The sequence below is a fragment of the Pseudomonas sp. Pseusp88 genome (genome assembly GCF_047303955.1).
In the GTDB taxonomy this organism is placed as follows: domain Bacteria; phylum Pseudomonadota; class Gammaproteobacteria; order Pseudomonadales; family Pseudomonadaceae; genus Aquipseudomonas.
Genome location: NZ_JBGLYM010000007.1, coordinates 155,092 through 175,038, shown reverse-complemented (window position 1 = coordinate 175,038; position 19,947 = coordinate 155,092). Strand labels below are relative to the sequence as shown.

19 protein-coding genes and 2 pseudogenes are annotated in these 19,947 nt (G+C 51.3%); 5 read left to right on the top strand and 16 right to left on the bottom strand.

What is annotated here, in order from left to right; translation table 11 throughout:
- Positions 1 to 156: 156 nt before the first annotated feature.
- Complete coding sequence (locus tag ACCD02_RS12115; protein ID WP_413301645.1) at positions 157 to 390, top strand: carbon storage regulator; 234 nt, start codon at positions 157 to 159, stop codon at positions 388 to 390.
- A gap of 73 nt (positions 391 to 463) precedes the next feature.
- Here the strand turns inward: ACCD02_RS12115 and ACCD02_RS12110 are convergent, their stop codons facing one another.
- The gene (locus tag ACCD02_RS12110) at positions 464 to 688 is read right to left on the bottom strand and encodes a DUF6555 family protein (RefSeq protein ID WP_413301643.1); all 225 of its coding nucleotides are present in this window, start codon (positions 686 to 688) and stop codon (positions 464 to 466) included.
- A 538-nt stretch (positions 689 to 1,226) separates the two neighbouring features.
- Here ACCD02_RS12110 and ACCD02_RS12105 point away from each other — a divergent pair.
- Positions 1,227 to 1,589: a hypothetical protein gene (locus tag ACCD02_RS12105; protein ID WP_413301641.1), complete on the top strand. Its 363-nt coding sequence runs from the start codon at positions 1,227 to 1,229 to the stop codon at positions 1,587 to 1,589.
- 434 nt (positions 1,590 to 2,023) lie between these two features.
- Positions 2,024 to 2,308, top strand: coding sequence for a hypothetical protein (locus tag ACCD02_RS12100; RefSeq protein ID WP_413301639.1), 285 nt, complete (start codon positions 2,024 to 2,026; stop codon positions 2,306 to 2,308).
- A gap of 289 nt (positions 2,309 to 2,597) precedes the next feature.
- Here the strand turns inward: ACCD02_RS12100 and ACCD02_RS12095 are convergent, their stop codons facing one another.
- The 7 genes from ACCD02_RS12095 to ACCD02_RS12065 form a co-directional block, all read right to left on the bottom strand.
- Positions 2,598 to 2,843 (bottom strand): hypothetical protein, encoded by a 246-nt coding sequence (locus ACCD02_RS12095; RefSeq protein WP_413301638.1) that lies wholly within the window; start codon positions 2,841 to 2,843, stop codon positions 2,598 to 2,600.
- Between the two features lie 319 nt (positions 2,844 to 3,162).
- Complete coding sequence (locus ACCD02_RS12090) at positions 3,163 to 3,621, bottom strand: Hsp20 family protein (RefSeq protein ID WP_413301636.1); 459 nt, start codon at positions 3,619 to 3,621, stop codon at positions 3,163 to 3,165.
- Between the two features lie 1,098 nt (positions 3,622 to 4,719).
- Positions 4,720 to 5,094, bottom strand: a complete 375-nt coding sequence (locus ACCD02_RS12085; RefSeq protein ID WP_413301634.1) for a hypothetical protein — start codon at positions 5,092 to 5,094, stop codon at positions 4,720 to 4,722.
- A 1,582-nt stretch (positions 5,095 to 6,676) separates the two neighbouring features.
- Positions 6,677 to 7,480 (bottom strand): IS21-like element helper ATPase IstB, encoded by an 804-nt coding sequence (gene istB / locus ACCD02_RS12080; protein WP_413301632.1) that lies wholly within the window; start codon positions 7,478 to 7,480, stop codon positions 6,677 to 6,679.
- Entirely contained in the window at positions 7,473 to 8,972 is a 1,500-nt protein-coding gene (istA, locus tag ACCD02_RS12075) for an IS21 family transposase (RefSeq protein WP_413301864.1), read from the bottom strand. Before istA ends, istB begins: the two co-directional genes overlap by 8 nt.
- Positions 8,973 to 9,075: 103 nt before the next feature.
- Positions 9,076 to 9,162 carry a DUF1652 domain-containing protein gene (locus ACCD02_RS12070; RefSeq protein ID WP_413301862.1) on the bottom strand — a complete coding sequence of 29 codons (87 nt, stop codon included), beginning with the start codon at positions 9,160 to 9,162 and terminating at the stop codon, positions 9,076 to 9,078.
- Positions 9,163 to 9,469: 307 nt separating this feature from the next.
- The gene (locus ACCD02_RS12065; RefSeq protein ID WP_413301630.1) at positions 9,470 to 9,967 is read right to left on the bottom strand and encodes a DUF302 domain-containing protein; all 498 of its coding nucleotides are present in this window, start codon (positions 9,965 to 9,967) and stop codon (positions 9,470 to 9,472) included.
- 283 nt (positions 9,968 to 10,250) lie between these two features.
- Here ACCD02_RS12065 and ACCD02_RS12060 point away from each other — a divergent pair, with 283 nt between their 5' ends.
- The gene (locus tag ACCD02_RS12060; RefSeq protein WP_413301628.1) at positions 10,251 to 10,619 is read left to right on the top strand and encodes a MarR family winged helix-turn-helix transcriptional regulator; all 369 of its coding nucleotides are present in this window, start codon (positions 10,251 to 10,253) and stop codon (positions 10,617 to 10,619) included.
- A gap of 57 nt (positions 10,620 to 10,676) precedes the next feature.
- Complete coding sequence (locus tag ACCD02_RS12055) at positions 10,677 to 11,693, top strand: aldo/keto reductase (protein ID WP_413301626.1); 1,017 nt, start codon at positions 10,677 to 10,679, stop codon at positions 11,691 to 11,693.
- A gap of 70 nt (positions 11,694 to 11,763) precedes the next feature.
- On the opposite strand, the gene ACCD02_RS12050 is transcribed toward ACCD02_RS12055, so the two are convergent.
- The 8 genes and pseudogenes from ACCD02_RS12050 to ACCD02_RS12015 all read right to left on the bottom strand — a co-directional run bounded on the left by ACCD02_RS12050 (position 11,764) and on the right by ACCD02_RS12015 (position 19,782).
- Positions 11,764 to 14,154 (bottom strand): putative bifunctional diguanylate cyclase/phosphodiesterase, encoded by a 2,391-nt coding sequence (locus ACCD02_RS12050; RefSeq protein ID WP_413301624.1) that lies wholly within the window; start codon positions 14,152 to 14,154, stop codon positions 11,764 to 11,766.
- A 10-nt stretch (positions 14,155 to 14,164) separates the two neighbouring features.
- A pseudogene (locus ACCD02_RS12045) lies at positions 14,165 to 14,680 on the bottom strand (methyl-accepting chemotaxis protein); the annotation flags it as partial.
- Between the two features lie 339 nt (positions 14,681 to 15,019).
- Positions 15,020 to 15,790 (bottom strand): annotated as a pseudogene (locus tag ACCD02_RS12040) (MCP four helix bundle domain-containing protein); the annotation flags it as partial.
- 138 nt (positions 15,791 to 15,928) lie between these two features.
- A complete protein-coding gene (locus ACCD02_RS12035) occupies positions 15,929 to 17,293 on the bottom strand; it encodes a pyridoxal phosphate-dependent decarboxylase family protein (RefSeq protein WP_413301622.1) in 1,365 nt (454 codons plus the stop codon).
- 54 nt (positions 17,294 to 17,347) lie between these two features.
- Entirely contained in the window at positions 17,348 to 17,779 is a 432-nt protein-coding gene (locus ACCD02_RS12030; RefSeq protein ID WP_413301620.1) for a DUF2000 family protein, read from the bottom strand.
- A 74-nt stretch (positions 17,780 to 17,853) separates the two neighbouring features.
- On the bottom strand, positions 17,854 to 18,759 hold the full coding sequence (locus tag ACCD02_RS12025) for an NAD(P)H-binding protein (protein ID WP_413301618.1): 906 nt from the start codon (positions 18,757 to 18,759) through the stop codon (positions 17,854 to 17,856).
- A gap of 31 nt (positions 18,760 to 18,790) precedes the next feature.
- Positions 18,791 to 19,087, bottom strand: coding sequence for a putative quinol monooxygenase (locus ACCD02_RS12020; protein WP_413301616.1), 297 nt, complete (start codon positions 19,085 to 19,087; stop codon positions 18,791 to 18,793).
- Positions 19,088 to 19,152: 65 nt separating this feature from the next.
- On the bottom strand, positions 19,153 to 19,782 hold the full coding sequence (locus ACCD02_RS12015; RefSeq protein WP_413301614.1) for an NAD(P)H-dependent oxidoreductase: 630 nt from the start codon (positions 19,780 to 19,782) through the stop codon (positions 19,153 to 19,155).
- Positions 19,783 to 19,947 lie beyond the last annotated feature (165 nt).

Sequence of the window (19,947 nt, the reverse complement as noted above, 5' to 3'; positions counted from 1 at the left end):
CGAACCGGTGGTGGTGAAAGTGCCATCATTCTTGGACTTGCTTTCTCGCCTAACTGCCCATTCTCAAAGCTCCAGGTACCCTGTCGTGAAAGGTGACTGGGCTATCCTACTAAGCGGTGTCGAGGTTCAAGTGACAGGTAATGTCGGAGAACGACCATGCTTATTCTTCTGCGTAAAAAATTTGAAAGGATCATAGTTGGCGATGATGTCGTAATCACCGTTATGGAGATCGGAAAGGAACGCATCAGCATAGGAATTTCGGCCCCTAAATGGATGCCGATTGACGGAGCGGGGATCTACCTCCGTAACTGCCAACAACGACCAAAATTACGGGCACCAGATCGGCCGCGAAAATCAAGGGCCGACTTCGAATCGAGCAGGAATAGGTAACACGATTAGCGTCCGTCACCGAGTTATGCTCGGGGCGGCAACGGCGTACGGACGGGAGAGATCGCTATTTCATTCAGGCTTTACTCCACTCTACGTTTGTCACCCCTAGTTGCTCCGCCGTAGGTTTTGAAATCTTTTGGACTCGGTGGTTTCGGTACTTGGGGATCTGCGCCAGTCCCGCATCAACTGCCGCCCAATGCCAGGCTTCGGCGTTGGTCATCTTGGCGGCTCGGATGTAGAAGGTCTTATAGGCGCCATTCAGAAGGTAATCGATTCTGTAATGTGTTTCTTGCGGCATGATCTTTTACCGTTACCTATTTGATAAGCGGAGGATTCTTAAACTAGAGAATAATTCCGCATCGGCGGATGAGATGCTTGTATCGCTCATCCAAGGCTCATCACGATGGCGGATCTTTTTCGCATTGGCGCAGTAATGGATCCAACCGACGTCGGACTGGGAACGGCCATTGGCTTGGCAGAACCCACACTTCCCACTATTCCGCTTCACCCGCAAGCGACTACTTCGCTGTTCACAAAGGTCTACTCCTAGCCGTTTTCAGTCGGCTCGGTCGGTCCCTACCCATGCCAAGCGCTCACAACGTTAGAGGTATTCTTATTCGAACGTCCATACGCATAAATGTAAAAATGATTCCCGATGCCCGAACGCTATCATATGTTTTTGACACTCATTTGTAATCAATGCAATCTTGCTCTCCTTCAATTGGATGCCACTTGTAAGAACAGCTTTACACATTCAGAAAAAGGATAAGCGGTAATTTACGCAATGAATTTATTCGTTAGGATATTGATAGGTATCTGTCACGCGTGGCCCCAAAATGGAATCTCTCGATATTGATCAGATTACAACCATCCTAAAAAATAAGCTTCCAGGCTTTGACGTCCGCTGCACATCAAAAAAAAAGGATGTCATTTCGCTAGTGGTGAAGAGTTTTGACTCCCCCCAGGCCTATGAAATGACCGGTATCAGACTGTCGCATTACAGAGGAAAATATGGTGCAACTGCTCTAGCCCATCAACTGCTTGAATGGGTTGCACGAGGTCGTACACAACCTGATGTAAGAAAATCACCTAATCCCGCATCGCCAGTGTCATTTGAATTCAACAAAACGCACAGCCCTAAAAGCCGAGCGATCTTAGTGATGGCAGGCAAGTCAACGCACAACTCAGAGCCCAAGTGAGGTTACGCGGAGCGACTATGATCTCTAAACAGTCCTGCTATCTAAGCCAGCTACAAACACCGTACATTCCGGTCACGTTTCCGTGGCTATATAGTTATAGTTTAAGATACAAGGCGTTCACCTCAAGAGATCTCCAGCCCTGGGTAAACTTCACTCTATTCATAGAGAGCTGTAGTGACTGAGGGGCATTTATGAATGCGGTGGCGAAAAATTACTGAAGTGCGCAAAACTTTTTTATGGTGGTTACGTGATCTGAAGCCAACCGTATAAACATATATCACTATTGAGAAAATTACAGAGAACATGGCTAGCATACTGTTAGAGGAACGCATTCGACAATATATACGGTGATTACTCGGAGAGTGACATCCTGTTGTAACTGAGGCGCTGTGTACGTGTGATCGTCGATCATTGATTCACAAGCGGAGGGAGGTATGCAAGAAATCAACACCCCATTCGGCGTGATCGAGGCTGAACATGCCAAGGATCTGCTGCAGCCACCGACTAAACTGTTGGATCGTCAGGTGTTGAGCCATGCCCGGCGTTGGCAGCTGGTAGGAATGTTCCTGCGCTGCGTGTCTTGCGGTCAGTCTCAGAAAGCCAGCGACGGTGCTCGGCCATTTCCCCACACTCCCAGTTGCCGGGCCTTGAAGGAGGGCACGGATAATCAATTCCCATGGCATGAGCTAGAGGTAATTTTACAGAATGTGCCTAGGTAAAGCCTGGGGCAGCATAATCATAGTAGGCCCGAAACGGATTGCTGCTGGAGCCTCGACGTGTGGCATCAGGCGCAACTCAGCGTCAGTAGATACAGTCATCGCCGCGCTTGGGTCGCAGTTACTACCCGTTGTCTAAAGCGTTCGTCCGGCGCTGGCTCAAGGGCACGGAAGTGAATCCGGATATTGAATGTAGTATCCAAACTTCGGCGAGCAGAGCAATGCCATTTTCAGGATCAATACATGATATGGCGGCCGCATTGAAAAACTTTGAGCATATTACCGAAATCGTTCATCCTTCTGTTTTTCCGCTCTCATCCGATGCAGATTTAGCAACGAGTGCACGTATCTCATCGGTAATTAGGCCGGCGTTCTGATCGAGCTCAACTAGGTATACGCGAATAGATGCGGCCGTCTCAATCGAGCCTTGAGCGGCGATCCAGAGCCCTATCTGTTCAATTGCAGATCCCAATGCGTTGATATTACGGTTGAGCCGCACAATCACAGCGGCGGTCGGATCACGAGGGAGGCTTGACATAGTATTTCCTCTGAGTTGAAAACAGAGTTTAGGACAAAATTTAGGCAGAATCAGAAGGAGCGACGAATGGAATGACGAACGATAGACGGATAACCCAGAATCTTGATCGCCAATGTTGAGGGCGTTACTTTGATTGCATCATTGGACGATAAGAGTTTTGAGTATAATGAGACCCGGCGTTCATGGATTAAGACGCGATTCTCTGAAGACAGGCTCCGCAAGCTGGCGCACATTTAGGTAAATTCGTGTCAACGTTCGTTGATCCGGGATACAAAATTAAGGGTTAAAAAAGAGGCGCTACGCGAGCGCCTCTTTTGTATTACTGCACACTTACAGTTTTAAGATCGGATGTCGGGGTATTTCCAATCGATATCTTCCGAGGTTTGGCTTCCTCCGGCACGACCCGCAAAAGGTCCACCCTCAGTAAACCATTATTTAACGAGGCGCCTCGAACCTCGATGTGATCTGCAAGACGGAACGACAAGCGAAACGCTCGCTGTGCAAAACCCTGGTGCAAGTAGGTCACCTCCTTCTCACTTTCCCTGTAGCCACTGGCGACAGTTAGAACACCTTTCTCGACTTGTATGTCGAGATCGCCTTCGGATAACCCGGCCACGGCGATAACAATCTGATACTCATCGTCACCGTGCTTCTCGATGTTATGGGGAGGATAAGCCTCTGGGACTTCGCTGCCAAGTGTAGACTCGAACAGATCATTAAATCGATCGAAGCCTACCGATTGACGGAACAGAGGGGCCAACGAAAACGCAGTAGCCATTTCAGATCTCCTGAATTTCCAAGTGATTTAAGATGCCGCCCGATTTCGGGTCGCATGGATGGAAATCTAAGGGCAGCACCGTAAATTTCAAGGGCCTCAAGCATGAAAATTATCGCTACTGCGCACCGCTTAGAACTGAGAGTTAGAACCCAGGACATAGTTATAACATAATCGAACCACTTCCTTCGGCACATACTTGCAACGTATGCATCTCAGCATCTGATTTCATAACTCGCCTTCCTAACGTAAGCCGCGCGCTATATAAAATCCGATAAGGACGATGAAATCCGTAAGATTGCATCTTGGTCGTCACAAGGTAACGTTCGAAAGGCAGTAATCAGTGAGATTTCTGAGTCAGGCAGGTCACACGTACATTTGGGCATGCGGATTCCACGTACCACATACAGCACGTCCGCCCCTGCACTCGAAATACCTGCTAGATAATCAGCTCTGGGAATACGATGGCCACTTTCATATAGCCTTTGAGCATTAGCAGCAATTCCGCCCAGAGCAGAAAATTCACCCTGGCTCAGCCCTAACCGCTGGCGCTCAAATTTTAGTCGTTCTCCAATTGTTTTCATTCATCCTCCCTTTCCGATAGGTATGTAATAGCCAAATCATCTAACCTTTTTTTGGCAGGCAATATAGCTCACGATCTGACGGTTAGAGATGTCGATGAATGACACAGTTCCCTCTGCTGAGCTGGCCTAATCTATTTCGATACTAATCATTGTCGGGTTCACATTATGGACACTACAGATCGAATCTTCCTTATTCATGAGCTTTTAGTCGCCCTGTTGCGCGATCAAAATATCCACAAAGGTCACTGGGGGCTGAGCGTACAATTCAATGCGACAGGTGGAACGCTTCCAATACCCTCTCAGCCTGGCAGGGGGCTGCCCGGCTTAACAATAGCTGTGGTTGGAGTCACCCTGACTGAGGCGAAGGCAGGCAGTGATGGTAGCATTGATGCCTCGGTGGTCAACCCTTCGAGGTTGGACGATCGTCCGGAACAAAAGAGTAGAACAGATTCCTTACATTAGAGGTTACAGGAAAAAGAAGCCCTGCATTCACAGGGCTTAGGCTAATTGACTATTACTATTGTTGACTCCGATTGGCTCGGCGGACCGCCTCCTCAATTTGAAGGAATGCGGGCTCATCAATTTCCGCGAGAATGGTTCTGCCGTCCTTCAACGTTACTAAAAACGTAACGTCCTTTTGTTCTTTGCCTAACAAGAACCCTGTGAGAGCGCCAAGCGGGCCTAAGACCAACCCGCCTGCAAGGCCTTGTAACATAGAGTTTCCTACAACCTTACTCAGCTCTTCGCCGACGACCCGAATTGACCTTATCTGTGACGTCGAGATTTTAATGCCTGGCCAGGGGAACAGAAGTGTCTCGATACTCAATACGCCATCGAAATACTCTCCAGTGCCCTCTAGAAGGTCGCCAGCCAAGATTTTCATCTTGGCCATTGTAATTGCTCCTTTCTGCTGTCTTGTGATGCTTCAATTCGACGCTCAAGAAATCAGGCCGTCAACCCTGCAACAGATGAGAGGTAATCGCCTAGGGCCCGCCGTGTAGGACGAGAGGCCGGCGACGTGAAGAATCAAGGCTCGTAACTGACCCCGCCGATCGGCGTGCCATGACGCTCTGCGACATGAACATCCCAACGGTGGTCGCGAAGGAAGCCGCCGACCTGATCCACCGAATCGAATTGGCAGACGGCCTATTCTAGCTGTCCACCGTCGGCGGAAGATGGCACAAGAGCGCACCGCCAAGTCAAGATAGCCTCTAAGGCAACCCAAGGATTCTCCAACGAATCAGCAGCTCTACTACAGCCCGGCGCGTGCTTGAAAGACTCTCCAAAGCACTCGACGGACTGAAACTCCAGACACTCAGTACACGCCACAAATCCCCCCATCATTAGCCAGTTCCTGTTCCATTCAACGACCTGACTGACAACGTTCCCGCGTTTTTCATAGCTGACCATTTCACACCTCCATGGCGTTGCAGGCGGGGGCATTCGGCCCGTAGCGGCCAGTGTAGTCGTAGGGGCAAGACGGATGAGATGGATAAGGTGGCGAGGATGACAAATGGATAGAACGGATAAAAACCCCAGCCCCATTTAGACATAGGGCTGGGTATCTACCACCTAATCACTCAGGAAGAGAGCTCAATATGCTCCTGAGATCGCGCCAGGGGTACTGATCTTCCGATGTATGACGGGGACATCTCCGGTGGTGCACAAACGAGTTAAAGCTCTCGCTGGCCCTTTGAGACTCTCCGCATGAAACACACCTTAAATACACCCCAACGATGTGCCACCTAGCGGAATATTCTCTTATATCACTGTCTATCTCCGAAATCCTTGGGTCGGCTCCGCATCCTGATGCGCAAGCCCCTTCTTCCGCCTCTAAAACTATTCGCTCATACAGGTTGAAAATTGAATAACTATTCATACTCTGCATACCACCGGTGCGAGGGCGCTCACCATGATAGCCACGAAATCGTAACGGCTTAGTAATGTAGAGTAAAAAAAAGCGAAAAGTGTCCATTTGCCACTACAAACTAATGCAGGCACAAATCAGTAACGGGCGAGTCTGCGGCAGTATCGAAATACAGAATTGTAATCCGTCAAGATCAGCTCCGTTAACACCAAAACTGCGCAATTAACTTTCTGTCTATTACTGATTAGCGTCTACCGCTTGTCGGTGCAGGTTCCCATCTTGTGGCATTAAGCCAAATCTAACTGCCAACTACGAGGGAACGCTGACCACTAGCTCGCCAGCTCCCCAAACCAACCTAGGGCGGGCATCAGACTAATGCCCGCCCCTGAAGATCAACGGCACACGCCCCAATGTCAGTATGCTCAGATCTCCAGTCTGTGTTGGCGCTGATTGAAAACTGACCCACCCTGCTGATTGAAAAATGACCCAGGGCAGATTGCCGATTTGTTGTCAGCAATTGTGGATTAGCGTAGCAGTCCTGTCCGACCTCAAAAGATCGAAAGCCCCACCACATGTGTGCATGTGACAGGGCATTTTTCGATGGGGATCAAAATGGCTCATCGTCCTCAACTGCATCTTCTTCCTTACGCTTACGTTCTCGTGTCTTGATCTTTGTCTGGTCAGCCAAGGTGCTGTGTTGCAGCCGGTAAGATTCATTACCCGTTTCGACGATGTGGCAGTGATGCGTCAGTCGATCCAGCAACGCAGTGGTCATTTTCGCGTCGCCGAAAACACTCGACCATTCCGAGAAGCTCAGGTTGGTCGTGATGATCACGCTGGTGTGCTCGTAGAGCTTGGACAGAAGATGAAACAGCAACGCGCCACCACTCTGGCTGAACGGCAGATAGCCCAGCTCATCTAGGATGACGAGGTCGGTGCGGAGCAGCCCCTGTGTAATCCGGCCCGTTTTCCCATCGTACTTTTCACGCTCCAACAGATTGACCAGGTCTACCGTGGAGAAGAAGCGGACTCGTTTGTTGTGAACGGTGATCCCGGACACAGCCAGTGCGCTGGCCAGGTGTGTTTTGCCGGTTCCAGGCCCGCCGATAAACACCACGTTTTGGGCCGTCTCGGTGAACTCCAAGCTGGATAGCTCCTTGACCAGTCGGGCATCAGCGCTGGAAGCGCCGAAATCAAAGCCCGCTAAATCACGGTGCATGGGAAGCTTGGCCATGTTCATCTGATGATTCACGGAGCGCACGGCACGATCTGCCTGCTCCTGCTGGAGCAGATGCTCCAGCAGCCATTTTGAGGACGCCGTCGACGCCTCTCCTTGCGCAGCCAATTCCTCCCAAGCGTGCGCCATGCCGTGCAGACGAAGTTCTTTAAGTTCTGCCATCAAGTCACGCATTTCGGCTCTCCTCATCTTTCGCACGCAGTTGGTCATATCGGGCCGTGTTGGCTGCTGGAGCGACCTTGAGCTGAAGGCTCGTTTCTACAGAAGGCGGCGGTGCCGTGGACGTCAGTCGAGCCAGGACATTCAGGATGTGATCAGCGCTCAAGCTGCCAGACTCAAGCACCAGTTCCACGGCCACCAGAACGGAGTCCAGACCGGTAATGGGCACCGCAGCCAACACCTGGGTCATAACGCGATCACCGTTCACGTGGCGCCGCAGGCCACGCTTGAGCAGGCGCAACGGTTTGGGCAAATCGGCAAACGGAGCGCCATTGCGAAGTGCACCAGGCTTGCGCTCGATCAGCGGGATGTAGTGCTGCCAGTCGTAGCTGACCTGGTCTCGATCAAAAAGCCGCTCGTGGCTGGCAATAGTGGTCTCATCGGCAACGACCACAACCCGCGAATGGTATAAACGGCTGCTGACCCACTGACCGACGCGCTCGCAAGGCACCGAGTAACGATTGCGCGCCACGGTGATCAGGCAGGTACTGGAGACCCGCACTGTGCGTTCGACGTAGCCGTCGAAAGCGCTGGGCATCGGCATCATTTCCACCCGCTCCAGTTCCAGAACATCCGCTACCGTAAGACCCTTATATTGAGGGTGCAGCAGCTCACTCCAGAGATTTCGGCAGCGTTGGCCGAGCCAGACATCCAGCTCATCGAAGGTATGAAACAGACAGTTTTGAGCATCGAGCCAGATACGCCGCCGACTGTCCTGGACATTCTTCTCGACGATTCCTTTTTCCCAGCCCGAAGCCACGTTGCAGAAGTCTGGGTCGAACAGATAGTGCGCACACATCACCGAAAACCGGGCATTGACCGTCCGGCCTTTCCCCTTGCTGACCTTGTCGACCGCCGTTTTCATGTTGTCGTAAATGCCGCGACGCGGCACGCCACCCAATGCTCCAAACGAGCGAGTATGAGCATCAAACAACATCTCGTGACCTTGGCTGGGATAGGCCACCAGCCAAAATGCGCGGCTGGCACAGAGCTTCATGTGGGAGACCTGGATCCGCCTGAACAGCCCGCCGATCAGCAGACCTTCTTCACTCCAATCGAACTGGAAAGCCTCGCCCAGCGCGAACGTCAACGGCACAAAGGCTCGCAAGGATTTTCCTTGCTCGCCGCGCCACGCGCGGATGAAGGCGGTCAGTTGGCTGTAGCCGCCATCGTACCCCTCGGCTTTGATCTGCTCGAAGAGCGCCTTGGCGGTTCTGCGGTTATGTTTTGCCCGAAGCGAATCGGCTTTGAGCGCCTGCTCCAGCGTTGCGTGAAAGGGGCTCAGCTTGTTGAAAGCTGCACGTCTTTGATACACCGGCTGTTTGGTTTCGGGGGCTCTGATCCACTTTCGGATGGTGTTTCTGGACAGCCCGGTACGCTTGGCTATCTGATGCAGCGACAGCTTGTCGCGGAAGTACATCCGCCGAATTTTTCCCATCATTTCCATGCTGATCACCTGGTGTTCTCCTGCTCGGAAAGTGAGCAGAAGCAGTTGAACACCTGGGTCAGTTTTCAGTCGGCAGAACAGCCTTTAATGGGTCAGTTTTCGGTCAGCGACAACATTGGATGCTGCAAACACATTTTTTTGGCAAGAACGCGTTTTCAATGATGTGACGGAGTTCAAGGGTAGAGATCATTTCTGCGACTCATAAAATGTAGGCATCCTCTGGTAGAGCAAGGAGTGCGAGATAGCCAATTACGCTACAACCTTTTGACGCCAAACTCACGTCACTCCCGACGAGCAACCGAGGCGTATTTCGTGAGAGGCGTGGCGCAGTGGTGGCAATTGGGTGTTTGGAATTTCTCGACCTCCCGCCCCATGCAGAAGCCTTGGAACAACTGATGACGACCGGGTGGATAAGAGTCCATCGACGATACTTTCTTCAAGCTCAGCCGCTTGGCTACCAACGTCGAAAACGGTGGTAGCCAGACATAGGGTTTCTACTAACTCTTGGCAACCTTCAAAGCTAACGCTTCGAGTTTGCGATCCAGAACGGTCGCGGCCGCTAGCAGAGGCGGATTCTCCTCAACAACCATAAGGGATGAGGGCTTCAAGTACGTCAAACTGCTTCTGTCTCCTTCCTCCTCGATCAAGAGCAGCTCAACCGGAGCAAAGAGACCGGCTCGAAGGTCATGCTTGAGCATGGTTAACGCGATGAGTGGATTTCCCAATATTATTCGGATTGACCGACGAAACGATCCCGCCTTATCCATCCAGGCGCCATGGTCTAGCATGCCGAAGAGCATGAATCCGCTGGGGCCCGCAACCTGATTAAAATATTCACGGCAATCATCCCATGACTGCTGACTCTTGAGTATTTGGTCAAGATCTATCGGAACGTCACCGATATCGTCAAGTAGCGATGTCAGCGCTTCAGCGTAAGGTTTAGCGGAGGTCAGGCGTACCCTGACGCCCTGAAATGTCTGTTCATTTACCTGCATCTGGCTCTCCTAAGACTTAGTGACCACCCCCCAAAGGATTACGAATGACATTTAAAGTTCTACCGCGTCGGTGGTTGCGCCCCACTCCAGGGGTCTAATCGAGCCGCGTGGCTCCAGCTGAGTACCCCCCTTAACGATCGAAGTCGGCGAATAACACCGGGATGACAAGTCGTTTCGGCGATGTTCTGGCCGAGATTCGAGTCGCCTTGAATCGTTGCGAGTAAAGATAATGCGGGTATATACTCGCAAAATGAAAACACCCTGCATCTGCTCAGGCCTGCGAATGGCCAGCCGAAAACTCTCGGCCATTTATGACGCTGCTCTGGCACCGGCAGGTCTCACCCTTGCTCAGTACGCTCTGATGAGGGCCGTAAAGTCCAACCAGCCAGTAAGCCTGACCGATCTTGGCCGCGAGCTTGAGCTTGAGCGCTCTACCGTGGGCCGTAATGTAAAAGTCCTGGAACGCCTTGGTGCTCTAGCGCTCACACGTGGTAGTGAAGATCAGCGTGAGGCGGTCGTGATGCTTACAGAGTCCGGAACGACCATGCTTGAGGCCGCGCTCCCCTTATGGCAAGGCTGCCAGGCCACCATTCGAAACCAACTGGGCACCGGGCTGGATGAAACCATTCAAGCGCTCATGAACGTCGTTTGATTTTTTTTGCCCATATACGGGTATCTACCCGCATATGAGCCTCACCGAGGAAATGTAATGAAGTACAAACTGCTTGGAAAAACCGGCGTTAGGGTTTCAGAGTTTGCGCTAGGCACTGCAAACTTTGGGACTGACTGGGGTCATGGGGCCGATGAAGCTGAAAGCTTGAAAATTCTTAATGCGTTTGAGGACGCAGGGGGCAATTTTCTTGATACGGCGGATATTTACCAGTTTGGCCAATCTGAGGCGATCCTGGGTAAGTTGTTGGAAGGCCGACGTGAGGACTTCTTCCTGGCAAGCAAATACACATACGGCGCATCACCCACGGCAAATCGCTTGGTAACGGGGAATAGCCGCAGGTCGATGACTGCGTCCGTAGAGGCCAGTTTGAAAAGGCTCAAGACTGATCGTATCGACCTGTATTGGGTTCACAACCCCGACAGTCTGACACCTGCTGAAGAACTTGTACGAGGGCTTGATGACCTGGCTCGCGCGGGGAAAATTCTGTATGCCGGCTTGTCAAACTTCCCGGCATGGAGGCTCAGTCGGGCTGTAACACTGGCCGAATTGACCCATGCCGTCCCTATTGCCGCCGCGCAATTCGAATACAGCCTTGTGCATCGCACTCCAGAATCGGACGTTATCGAAGCCTGCGAGGCGCTCGGTTTGGCATCGATCACTTGGTCACCGCTCGGTGGCGGCATGCTCACGGGTAAATACCGCAATGGCGAAACCGGTCGTGCTGAAGCGTTTGGCGGCAAAGTATTCCAGGCGGAGAACAATCAAAAGCGGACTGCGATTCTTGACGCCGTCCTGGAGATTGCCAAAACACTACGCGTTTCACCTGACCAAGTAGCGATCGCGTGGGTTGCCAGCCGGGGAACTATCCCAATCCTAGGCCCACGTTCGCTGACCCAGTTGTCCAGCAATGTTGGCGCACAATCCCTAGCTCTTTCAGAGGCCCATCTCACATTACTCAATGCAGCAAGCAGCGCAGATAGCACGGAGGGCCCAGCCTCCGCCGCCGGTCTCGATATGTCGAATACCGAGACCCCGGGCCGGGTCGTCGCCTGAGTCAACTGACTACGATATGTCTGGCGGGGCGCGTGGCGACGTGAAACCCTCAGCATTGGATGACGGCGGCTTAATAGCCGCCGCCTACCAAATGCCATTCAATCTTGGACGCTGGAGCAGGCCTGGCATAAAAATAGCCCTGCGCCTCATCACAGCCTCGATGCCGTAGGGCTTCCGATATTTCGAATGTCTCAACTCCTTCGGCGATGACATTCATCTGCAACGCATGAGCCAAACCAATAACAGAGCTAACGATCGCATCGTCTTGTTGATTCACAAGCATGTTGCGAACAAACGATTGGTCAATTTTTATCTTGTCGACTGGAAATCGCTTGAGATAAGCCATGCTTGAGTAACCGGTGCCGAAATCGTCGATTGACATTTTGACGCCTAATGCCTTTAGCGACTCAATGACTTGCAGCACACGCTCGGTATCCTCAATCAGTAGTGACTCAGTGATTTCCAACTCAAGCATATGCGGCGGCAAGCCAGTCTGCAGCAGGATGTTACGTATATCACTCACAATATCGCCTTGGTGAAACTGAATCGCAGAACAGTTCACCGCTACGATGTTGAATTCAAGCTCCATTGCCCTCCATATCATCGCCTGTTGACAAACCTGGTCGAACAGCCAATAGCTGATAGGAAGAATTAGACCCGAATGCTCAGCAATTGGAATAAACTCTGCAGGAGAAATCGGGCCCTTCCTGGGGTGGTTCCAGCGTAGCAGGGATTCAACACCCACGACTGCACCGGTTTCCAAATTGAACTGAGGCTGGTAATGAATTGAGAGTTGCTTGAGATCAAGCGCGCTGCGCAAATCGACTAATAGCTCCATCCGGCGCATCTCGCGCAAACCAAGCGACTCTTCGTAGTAACGCCAAATATTTCTGCCTGCACGTTTGGCCTGATAAAGAGAAATATCTGCAGCTTTCAACATATCACCAAACACATTGCCATGCCGTGGAGAGACCGCAACACCTATTGAGGACGTAACCGAGATGCAATATTGCTGAAGTGTGCAAGGTTCCGCGATGCGTGATAGCAACTTCTTGATTAACTCATCGAACGACTCGCGTGAAGCGGCGATGGCAAAGACTAGAAACTCATCCCCTCCTATCCGGGCAACCGTATCAATTCGACTGTCAGCCGTCACTAAACGCTCTGCTATGATTTTCAAGAGCTCATCCCCCGCAATATGGCCAAGGGAGTCATTGATTGTTTTGAAATGGTCAATATCCAAGTACAGCATCGCAAAACAACCAGGTTGTTCATTGCAGAGTTCTGCGAAACGCTTCTTGGCCAATCTCCTGTTGGGTAATGCGGTCAACGGATCATGGTAGGCGAGGAAGGCAATGCGATCTTGTTGCTGGTGCCGTTCGGAAATATCTCTGAGCGTTATCACAATCCCCTCTGAATTAGTCTCTGCGTAAGCATGAATTTCTACATGAAGTGTGCCTCTTGAGTGATGTGAAAATAGAGCCATATCAAAGTAACATGCCTTTCCTCCCCGTACAGTCTCCATCACATCGCTAATAAATCCAGCTGGACGAGTAGTTTCCGACTGATCAAAAAAACCATTTAACCGGACTTTCGTTAATACCTCTGTCGTAGTCACTCCAAAGAAGTCACCGGCAGCCCTATTAAGAAAAGTACAATCTCCGAGGTGATCCAGGCATAGAATGGCATCTCCCACCGTATCAACGAGAAGTCGCGACCTTATTTCAACTTTATAAATATCTTCGGCAGCTTGCGAGTTTAGATACTGCTGCTTTCTATGATACCTTATAAAATAGAAAACCCCCAAATACAATGTAAAACAGAAAAACAAGCTGGCACTAAGCGTGTAGTACCAACCAGATAAATAGTCTTTAGGTGAAAACCCTGTTACCAATACCAGAGAGGAGTCTCCGATTTTGCGGAATCCATAAAGGCGATCCTCGCCATCCACTCGGGAATTCATCGACAAAAATCCTTCTTTGTCCCCCTGAGCAATTCGGAGATCTATTTGATCCTGTGCAAAGGGCACCGCAGAGAAGGCATCAGGATACCGAATGATGACGCCCACCGGTTCAGTGGTCCGAAGCGTTATGATTCCATGCTTCCCTAACTGGACTTGTTTAAAAATATCTCCGATTTCTTTGATATGTGCCGCCTGGTGGCTATTGGCAAGCCCTTGCGGCAGGGAGGGGTCATACCCCCACGACGGGGCAGTTGTCGAGGACAGTTTGAGTTTCCGGGCAGAGCCGATCAGTCTGGCTTCCAACATTGTGTTCAGGTTACGGATATCTGCCATCGCTTGTTTCTGAGCGGTGAGGAAAGAAGATATCAGAAGGATGCATAGCAGACTGAACAGCCCGATGATCGAAACGCGGAATATAACGACGTGCAGCGAGATATCGGCCATATAAACACGATCATCTCCTTCAATTCCCGGCGGCTGGGTTCTTACCAACGTCATAAGATCCTCACTACACCGTAAACCGGGTAATCATGCTTTTGAGATTTTCCGCCAATTGGGCCAACTCGTGGCTAGCGGCGGTTGCCTGGGTTGATCCAGCTGCCGATTGCACTGATAAATCCCTGATAGAGGCAAGGCTGCTGTGCAAATCATGCACTACCAATGCCTGATGACTCGTACCTGATGCAATGGAATGGCTGCGGCTGTTTATCTCTTTAGTCGTGTTAGCGATACGCTCAAGGGCTTCACCAGCCCTTTGGGCCATAACGACGGTATCTGCGGTACCTTTTGCACTGCTCTCCAGCGCCGTCATTGTAGCGTCAGTGCGTTTACATATCTGACCAATCATTTCGCTGATTTCGATTGCCGAATTACGTGTGCTAGCGGCCAAAGACCTGACTTGGTCTGCGACGACGGCGAACCCCCTCCCCGCGTCCCCTGCCCTGGCAGCTTCGATGGCAGCATTAAGAGCCAACAGATTGGTTTGATCAGAAATGCTAGTAATGACATCAAGGACTTTTGTTATATTTTGTGCCTGCGTGGACAGGTCGAGTGCCTGCTCACAGGCGTGCCTCATTTCACCGTCCAGTGATTGCATCAAGGTAGCAGTGTTAATAACATCACCTTGGGCGACTGAGGTCGCAGTGTCCGAATGCTCAGTAAGATCAGATGCAATTTTCGCATCATGAGCAATCTTGTCTACTGAGTTACTGACATTAGCAATTGCAACGGACGCCAACTCAATCTGCAAATTTTGAGCCTGTAGATCACTAGTACTATTCTGCATAGTGCTCCACATTTCGTGCGCGGCGGCAGAAAGCTGAACAGCCGATTGACCAATTTCAATAACCATATCCCTCAGACTTTCCTGCATGATCCCCATCGCATTCAACAGCATCGCTGGCTCATCAGAACCATCCACCTTAATGACAGTGGACAGCACCCCTTGGGAGATTGTCCGGGCTACCATGAGCGCTTGCCGGATAGGAATCACAATACTTCGTGTAAGCAACCAACCAAGGGTAATAGTAAAAGCGAGTGACAGAAGAAGTAGTCCCGATATAATTAATTCAGCACGCCGATGAAGGCTGTCTGCCACAAGAGTGGCCGCTTCAATTCCTCGATTATTCAAGACCGCAAGCTGATTAATCCCCTGCGATATTTCATTCCCTGTCCTGTTAAGCCTTGCCTCCACGCCTTGACGAACATCATCTAACGCTCCATCGCTTTCGCTCGTCAGCCAAAACGAAGCTGTCTTCACATATAGATCAATTTCCCCATTTAGCTCCGACAATGTGTCATAAGCGTCCGGAGTATTCTCACCCTCCAATTTGAGCGAGATTTTTCGACGAGCATTTGCGCCGATGGACTGGATCGATTTAAGATTTGCATCACGTTTTGACACTTCAGAAAGTAGCCTTGCATGCAATGTTTCAATCCGCAAGGCCGCGATATCCTTCTCTATATCTTGTATCGTCGCTAACCCTTTTGCTTGGATTAGCGTTACATCGCTGGATGATGTCCGCAGCTCATCCAGCTTCTCGATGCATAAAACACCGATACCGACAAGTATTATAGATAACACGCCAAAGCCAACGCCCGAGCGCTGGCCAATACTCAGACTTCTGAGTAACATTTTCAACCCCAAAGGTAGTTTAAGAAAGGATGGCAGTTTCAAAGTACTTAAGGCGTAATATTTTTTATTCTCTTCATTCTGGACGTATAAGTGCGCCTGTGAGCAGGCGCAGGATTCATTGAGATAAAGGGCGAGTGCTTACCGCTGACGGAAAGAGTCTCTTGCAAGGATCAAGGTATCCATCAGCCTAGTGATATCTGCGTCCGCCGTCCGCCAGGATGAGATGCTCAAGCGAAAAGCCGACCTACCGCCCCACGCTGACATCCCAAACCAGACCTCACCTGAATCATGTGCGAACGCTTGAATAGCTTTGGTCTCTTCATCACTGCTACCTCGTACCAATATCTGATTCAATACAACACGGTTCAATACTTCAAAGCCGGCGTTTCGCAAGCTATCAGCCAGTCGGGTTGCCTGGTCACAATGTGTCTTGACCAATGCAGCAACACCTTGGCGCCCCAGCGTTCGAAGTACGGCCCAGACAGGTACCCCGCGCGCCCTGCGGGAGAACTCAAGAGTGAGGTTCTTCTGTGCCGAGGAGCTGCCATGAGCATAAACAGCGTCGCTGTTCATGGCCGCTGAGAGCAGTGCCGGATCTTTGCAAATTGCCATCGCACAATCGTAGGGAGTGTTGAGCCATTTATGCCCATCCACCGCCCAGCTATCTGCCTTCTCAATGCCGAAAGTGTGATGGCGAAGATCTTCGGATGAGCGCGCCCACAAACCAAACGCTCCATCAACATGTACCCAAGCCCCAGCATCATGGGCTCTTGAAATAATTTCGCTGAAGGGATCGAATTCGCCGGTATTTACTTCGCCGGCTTGCAGGCAAACGATCGTCATATCGGTCAGTTCAGGCAAACGCTGGACGTCGATCCGACCATTTTCATCGACGGCGGCGAGGACAATCCGGCTCGAACCAAAACCAAGGATGCGCAAGGCTTTAAGCACCGTCACGTGAACCCTTTCGGACACTACGACTCGAATTTCTGGGGCGCCAAACAAGCCATCCTCATCCGTATTCCAACCTGTTTTTTTCAACACAGCCCTCCTCGCCGCCGCTAAGCAGGTCAAACTGCAAGCGGTCGCCGAGGTGCCGAAACCGACCGCGCTCTCCCTAGGGAGGTCGAGAATATCCAATAGCCATCGTGCGGCCACCTCCTCGACTTTTGCGCACGTCGGCGACGTCAGGTACAACGGGGCACCATTGTCCCAAGCCAACATGAGTCTTTCAGCAGCCGCCGCTACCGGTAAAGCCGCACCCACCACGAACCCAAAATACCGGGGGCCATTAGTGACGACAGTTGCCGGTGAGCCCAAATCGTCGAGTAGAGCTAAAGTTTCAGCAGCCGGAAGGCCCACCTCCGGAAGGGCTTCATCGAATCCAGAGAGCGCCGCTAATGCAGAAGCGTCCGGAAAAACCCGACGATCTTCGACATTTTGCAAGTAGTGCAAAGCTCTTTTATCGGCGTTTTGGACGAGCTCAGCCTCATCGTTTTTCATAGGAACTCCAATAATCATTCATCGCTGCCATTGGCGGAGGTTGAAGGGTTCCTCTCAGGCCATGAGTCTGTAGCCTTTGAGTAGTTTGTCGGCAGTATTTCGGGGGCAACGAAATGCCATGCCCGCAATATTCAAGGCGTCGCTCGAATACAGCGAAACTGCATTCCTGTTGTCCTCGTCGGTGTAGGTTGAAAATAGCTCATCGGTAAAAATGGAGGTTTTCACATTCCGCAAACGAGCGCGATCTGCTATGCGCCTAAGGCCTTCCAGGGATGAGCTGAACGTCAAAACTGGCTCACGGAACATCGGCAAATATTGCTGTCCTGAGGCATCAACATAAGGCGCGCCATGTACGCCCGGCTCAGAACAAACGCCACTGATGACAAACGCAGTGACGTTGAATTGCTGCCACAACAATAAATCCTCCCTCAGTACTACCGCGATTTTATATTTTTCAGAGGGTGCAGGGCTTTCTTGGTCTAACATGGACGAGCCTCGGAATTGCTTTGAACATGAGTATTACTATTGGTAATACGCAAGCTCACTCTAAGGTTAGTGACTTACGAATTTGTTGTGGCGAAGGTGCTTACATAGCGCAGGAGAAAATCTTTAAGTGCGGAAGGTGCCTGCCCCGTTAGCTCACGTATGGAATCACTGGTGACTTGGAAGTTACCGGCTCGCGTGTTGGCATCTGTAGCCACAATCATAGGAATCAGTGGCTCCGCCAAACCTGAACGTGCGAGACATTTCGCTAGCTCGACATCGTCTACATGGATAACTTCTATATTCTTGTTAAAGACCTCTGCGGCTACTGCTGCCATAGCCTCCACAGACAAGGCTATCGATCCAGTAATGTCCAGGGTTCGTGTTGCAGTGTCACCTGATGCGAGCGCTGCCCATGCGGCACGCGCTACGTCGCTGCGAGGCACGTAAGGTATCGTCCCGGCCCCTGCCGACGTATACCACTTGCCCGTCGAAACGGCAGTGGAAAGTATCCCCAGGTCGAGCAAGTTTTCGGTGTACCACGACACACGCATGATGGTGTGGCCAACCCCGCTCCTACGGAGTGCATGCTCGGTAGCGCTATGATCAACGGCAAATGGAACTGCGCTGGCGCGGTCGGGAGCGGGCATGGACGTGTAAACGATATGTTCAACACCAGCTTCAATTGCAGCCTGTATCGCTGATTCGTGTTGCCTGATCCGTTTCCCTGTCTGATGGAGCTCATCAGTGGATATAAGCAGGAGACGTTTAGCCCCTTTAAACGCTGCAGCCAGTGAGTCGGGATGGTCAAAATCCGCCGCGCGTACGCTAAGGCCACTAATGCCATTTGCCGAGATAGCCTCAGGAGCTCGGGTGGTGGCGATAACGGAGGTATTTTCAGTTTTGCTAGCCACAGCGAGTATCGCTTGCCCCAATCGGCCTCCAGCGCCAGTTATTAACAAGGGTTGAGACATTTTGTTCATATCCAAGCTCCGACAGATCGAGCCATTTCACTCAGACAAGTTTGAGTTTCGTGATTGTTGGAGGGCTGACCAGTTTGCCGGTCAGTGCAGAGAAAAACTTCGTGGCGTAGTCCTGGCGAAGATGAAAATCATGGGCATCTACGGATGCAAAAACCTCAAAAAACACCAGCTTTTCAGGATGATCAGCAACAGTTGTTTGAAAAAACGCTTCACATCCTGGCTCAGCCAGAGTGAAAGGCAGATTGAGTCTCGCAGCGGCAAGTACTTCCTCTCGATATTCCGGCAGGGTTTCGGCTTGTACCAGGATGATATATTTTTCAGCGTTCAATTGAGCGTCTCTCTATCGACCAAAAGTGGATGACAAAGGCCGTCAGGCAACGGCCCACGTATTGATTACACAGTGACAAACAGACTCTCAGCGGACTTTCTAACTTTGTTCAAACCGGCTGTTGGGTCATCTGATGCCCTGTGCCCCAGCACCGCGAACACTGTCGCAGTCAATCCCTGTTCCGAGAGACCAAGAATGTGATCAACCTGAGCTCGATCGAAGCCCTCCATCGGGCAGACGTCAATACCGGCATGAGCTGCAGCGCCGACCAAGACGCCTAACGCGAGATAGACTTGCTTTTGCGCCCAGGTCACCCGTTCGGCAGGAGACAATTTATTCACTGCACCCTGAATGTGGGTTTCACGCGCGGCCAGAGATTCTCGTGCAACACCACGAGTACTTGCTGCAAGGTCGATGAACTGCGTGACCGCATCGATATCCAGGTCGGTTCTCGCCGCGAAAACGAGCAGATGACTACCTTCGGTGATTTGCGGTTGCCCCATCGACGCCTCTCGAATTTGCTGACGCACATGCTCACTGCGCACATCAAATACCTTGTAAGGCTGCAAACCATAGGAGGAAGGCGCCAGGCGAACGCTGTGCAACAGATCCTGGATTTGTTCTTCAGGTACCTTGGCCGCCGTATCGAATTTCTTGGTTGCGTAACGCCACTGCATGCTGGTGGAAAAGGTCATGATATTGCCTCTTAAAGATGATGATTGACATATTATGAGCGACCAATTAGCACGGCAGCGGTACCAGCCCATCAGTGCAGAGAGCGCTGACAGGGCGACATGCTTCCGGCCAAATGTAATTGTCTTGACCGATTATGACCATTACACTACGAATTCAGCAAGCAC

What these genes read in the sequence shown, in the direction of transcription:
- ACCD02_RS12115 (WP_413301645.1), top strand. Translation starts at nt 157, where the DNA reads ATGCTTATTCTTCTGCGTAAAAAATTTGAAAGGATCATAGTTGGCGAT.
- ACCD02_RS12110 (WP_413301643.1), bottom strand. Translation starts at nt 688, where the DNA reads ATGCCGCAAGAAACACATTACAGAATCGATTACCTTCTGAATGGCGCC.
- ACCD02_RS12105 (WP_413301641.1), top strand. Translation starts at nt 1,227, where the DNA reads ATGGAATCTCTCGATATTGATCAGATTACAACCATCCTAAAAAATAAG.
- ACCD02_RS12100 (WP_413301639.1), top strand. Translation starts at nt 2,024, where the DNA reads ATGCAAGAAATCAACACCCCATTCGGCGTGATCGAGGCTGAACATGCC.
- ACCD02_RS12095 (WP_413301638.1), bottom strand. Translation starts at nt 2,843, where the DNA reads ATGTCAAGCCTCCCTCGTGATCCGACCGCCGCTGTGATTGTGCGGCTC.
- ACCD02_RS12090 (WP_413301636.1), bottom strand. Translation starts at nt 3,621, where the DNA reads ATGGCTACTGCGTTTTCGTTGGCCCCTCTGTTCCGTCAATCGGTAGGC.
- ACCD02_RS12085 (WP_413301634.1), bottom strand. Translation starts at nt 5,094, where the DNA reads ATGGCCAAGATGAAAATCTTGGCTGGCGACCTTCTAGAGGGCACTGGA.
- istB (WP_413301632.1), bottom strand. Translation starts at nt 7,480, where the DNA reads ATGCGTGACTTGATGGCAGAACTTAAAGAACTTCGTCTGCACGGCATG.
- istA (WP_413301864.1), bottom strand. Translation starts at nt 8,972, where the DNA reads ATGGAAATGATGGGAAAAATTCGGCGGATGTACTTCCGCGACAAGCTG.
- ACCD02_RS12070 (WP_413301862.1), bottom strand. Translation starts at nt 9,162, where the DNA reads ATGATCTCTACCCTTGAACTCCGTCACATCATTGAAAACGCGTTCTTG.
- ACCD02_RS12065 (WP_413301630.1), bottom strand. Translation starts at nt 9,967, where the DNA reads ATGCAGGTAAATGAACAGACATTTCAGGGCGTCAGGGTACGCCTGACC.
- ACCD02_RS12060 (WP_413301628.1), top strand. Translation starts at nt 10,251, where the DNA reads ATGGCCAGCCGAAAACTCTCGGCCATTTATGACGCTGCTCTGGCACCG.
- ACCD02_RS12055 (WP_413301626.1), top strand. Translation starts at nt 10,677, where the DNA reads ATGAAGTACAAACTGCTTGGAAAAACCGGCGTTAGGGTTTCAGAGTTT.
- ACCD02_RS12050 (WP_413301624.1), bottom strand. Translation starts at nt 14,154, where the DNA reads ATGACGTTGGTAAGAACCCAGCCGCCGGGAATTGAAGGAGATGATCGT.
- ACCD02_RS12035 (WP_413301622.1), bottom strand. Translation starts at nt 17,293, where the DNA reads ATGAAAAACGATGAGGCTGAGCTCGTCCAAAACGCCGATAAAAGAGCT.
- ACCD02_RS12030 (WP_413301620.1), bottom strand. Translation starts at nt 17,779, where the DNA reads ATGTTAGACCAAGAAAGCCCTGCACCCTCTGAAAAATATAAAATCGCG.
- ACCD02_RS12025 (WP_413301618.1), bottom strand. Translation starts at nt 18,759, where the DNA reads ATGAACAAAATGTCTCAACCCTTGTTAATAACTGGCGCTGGAGGCCGA.
- ACCD02_RS12015 (WP_413301614.1), bottom strand. Translation starts at nt 19,782, where the DNA reads ATGACCTTTTCCACCAGCATGCAGTGGCGTTACGCAACCAAGAAATTC.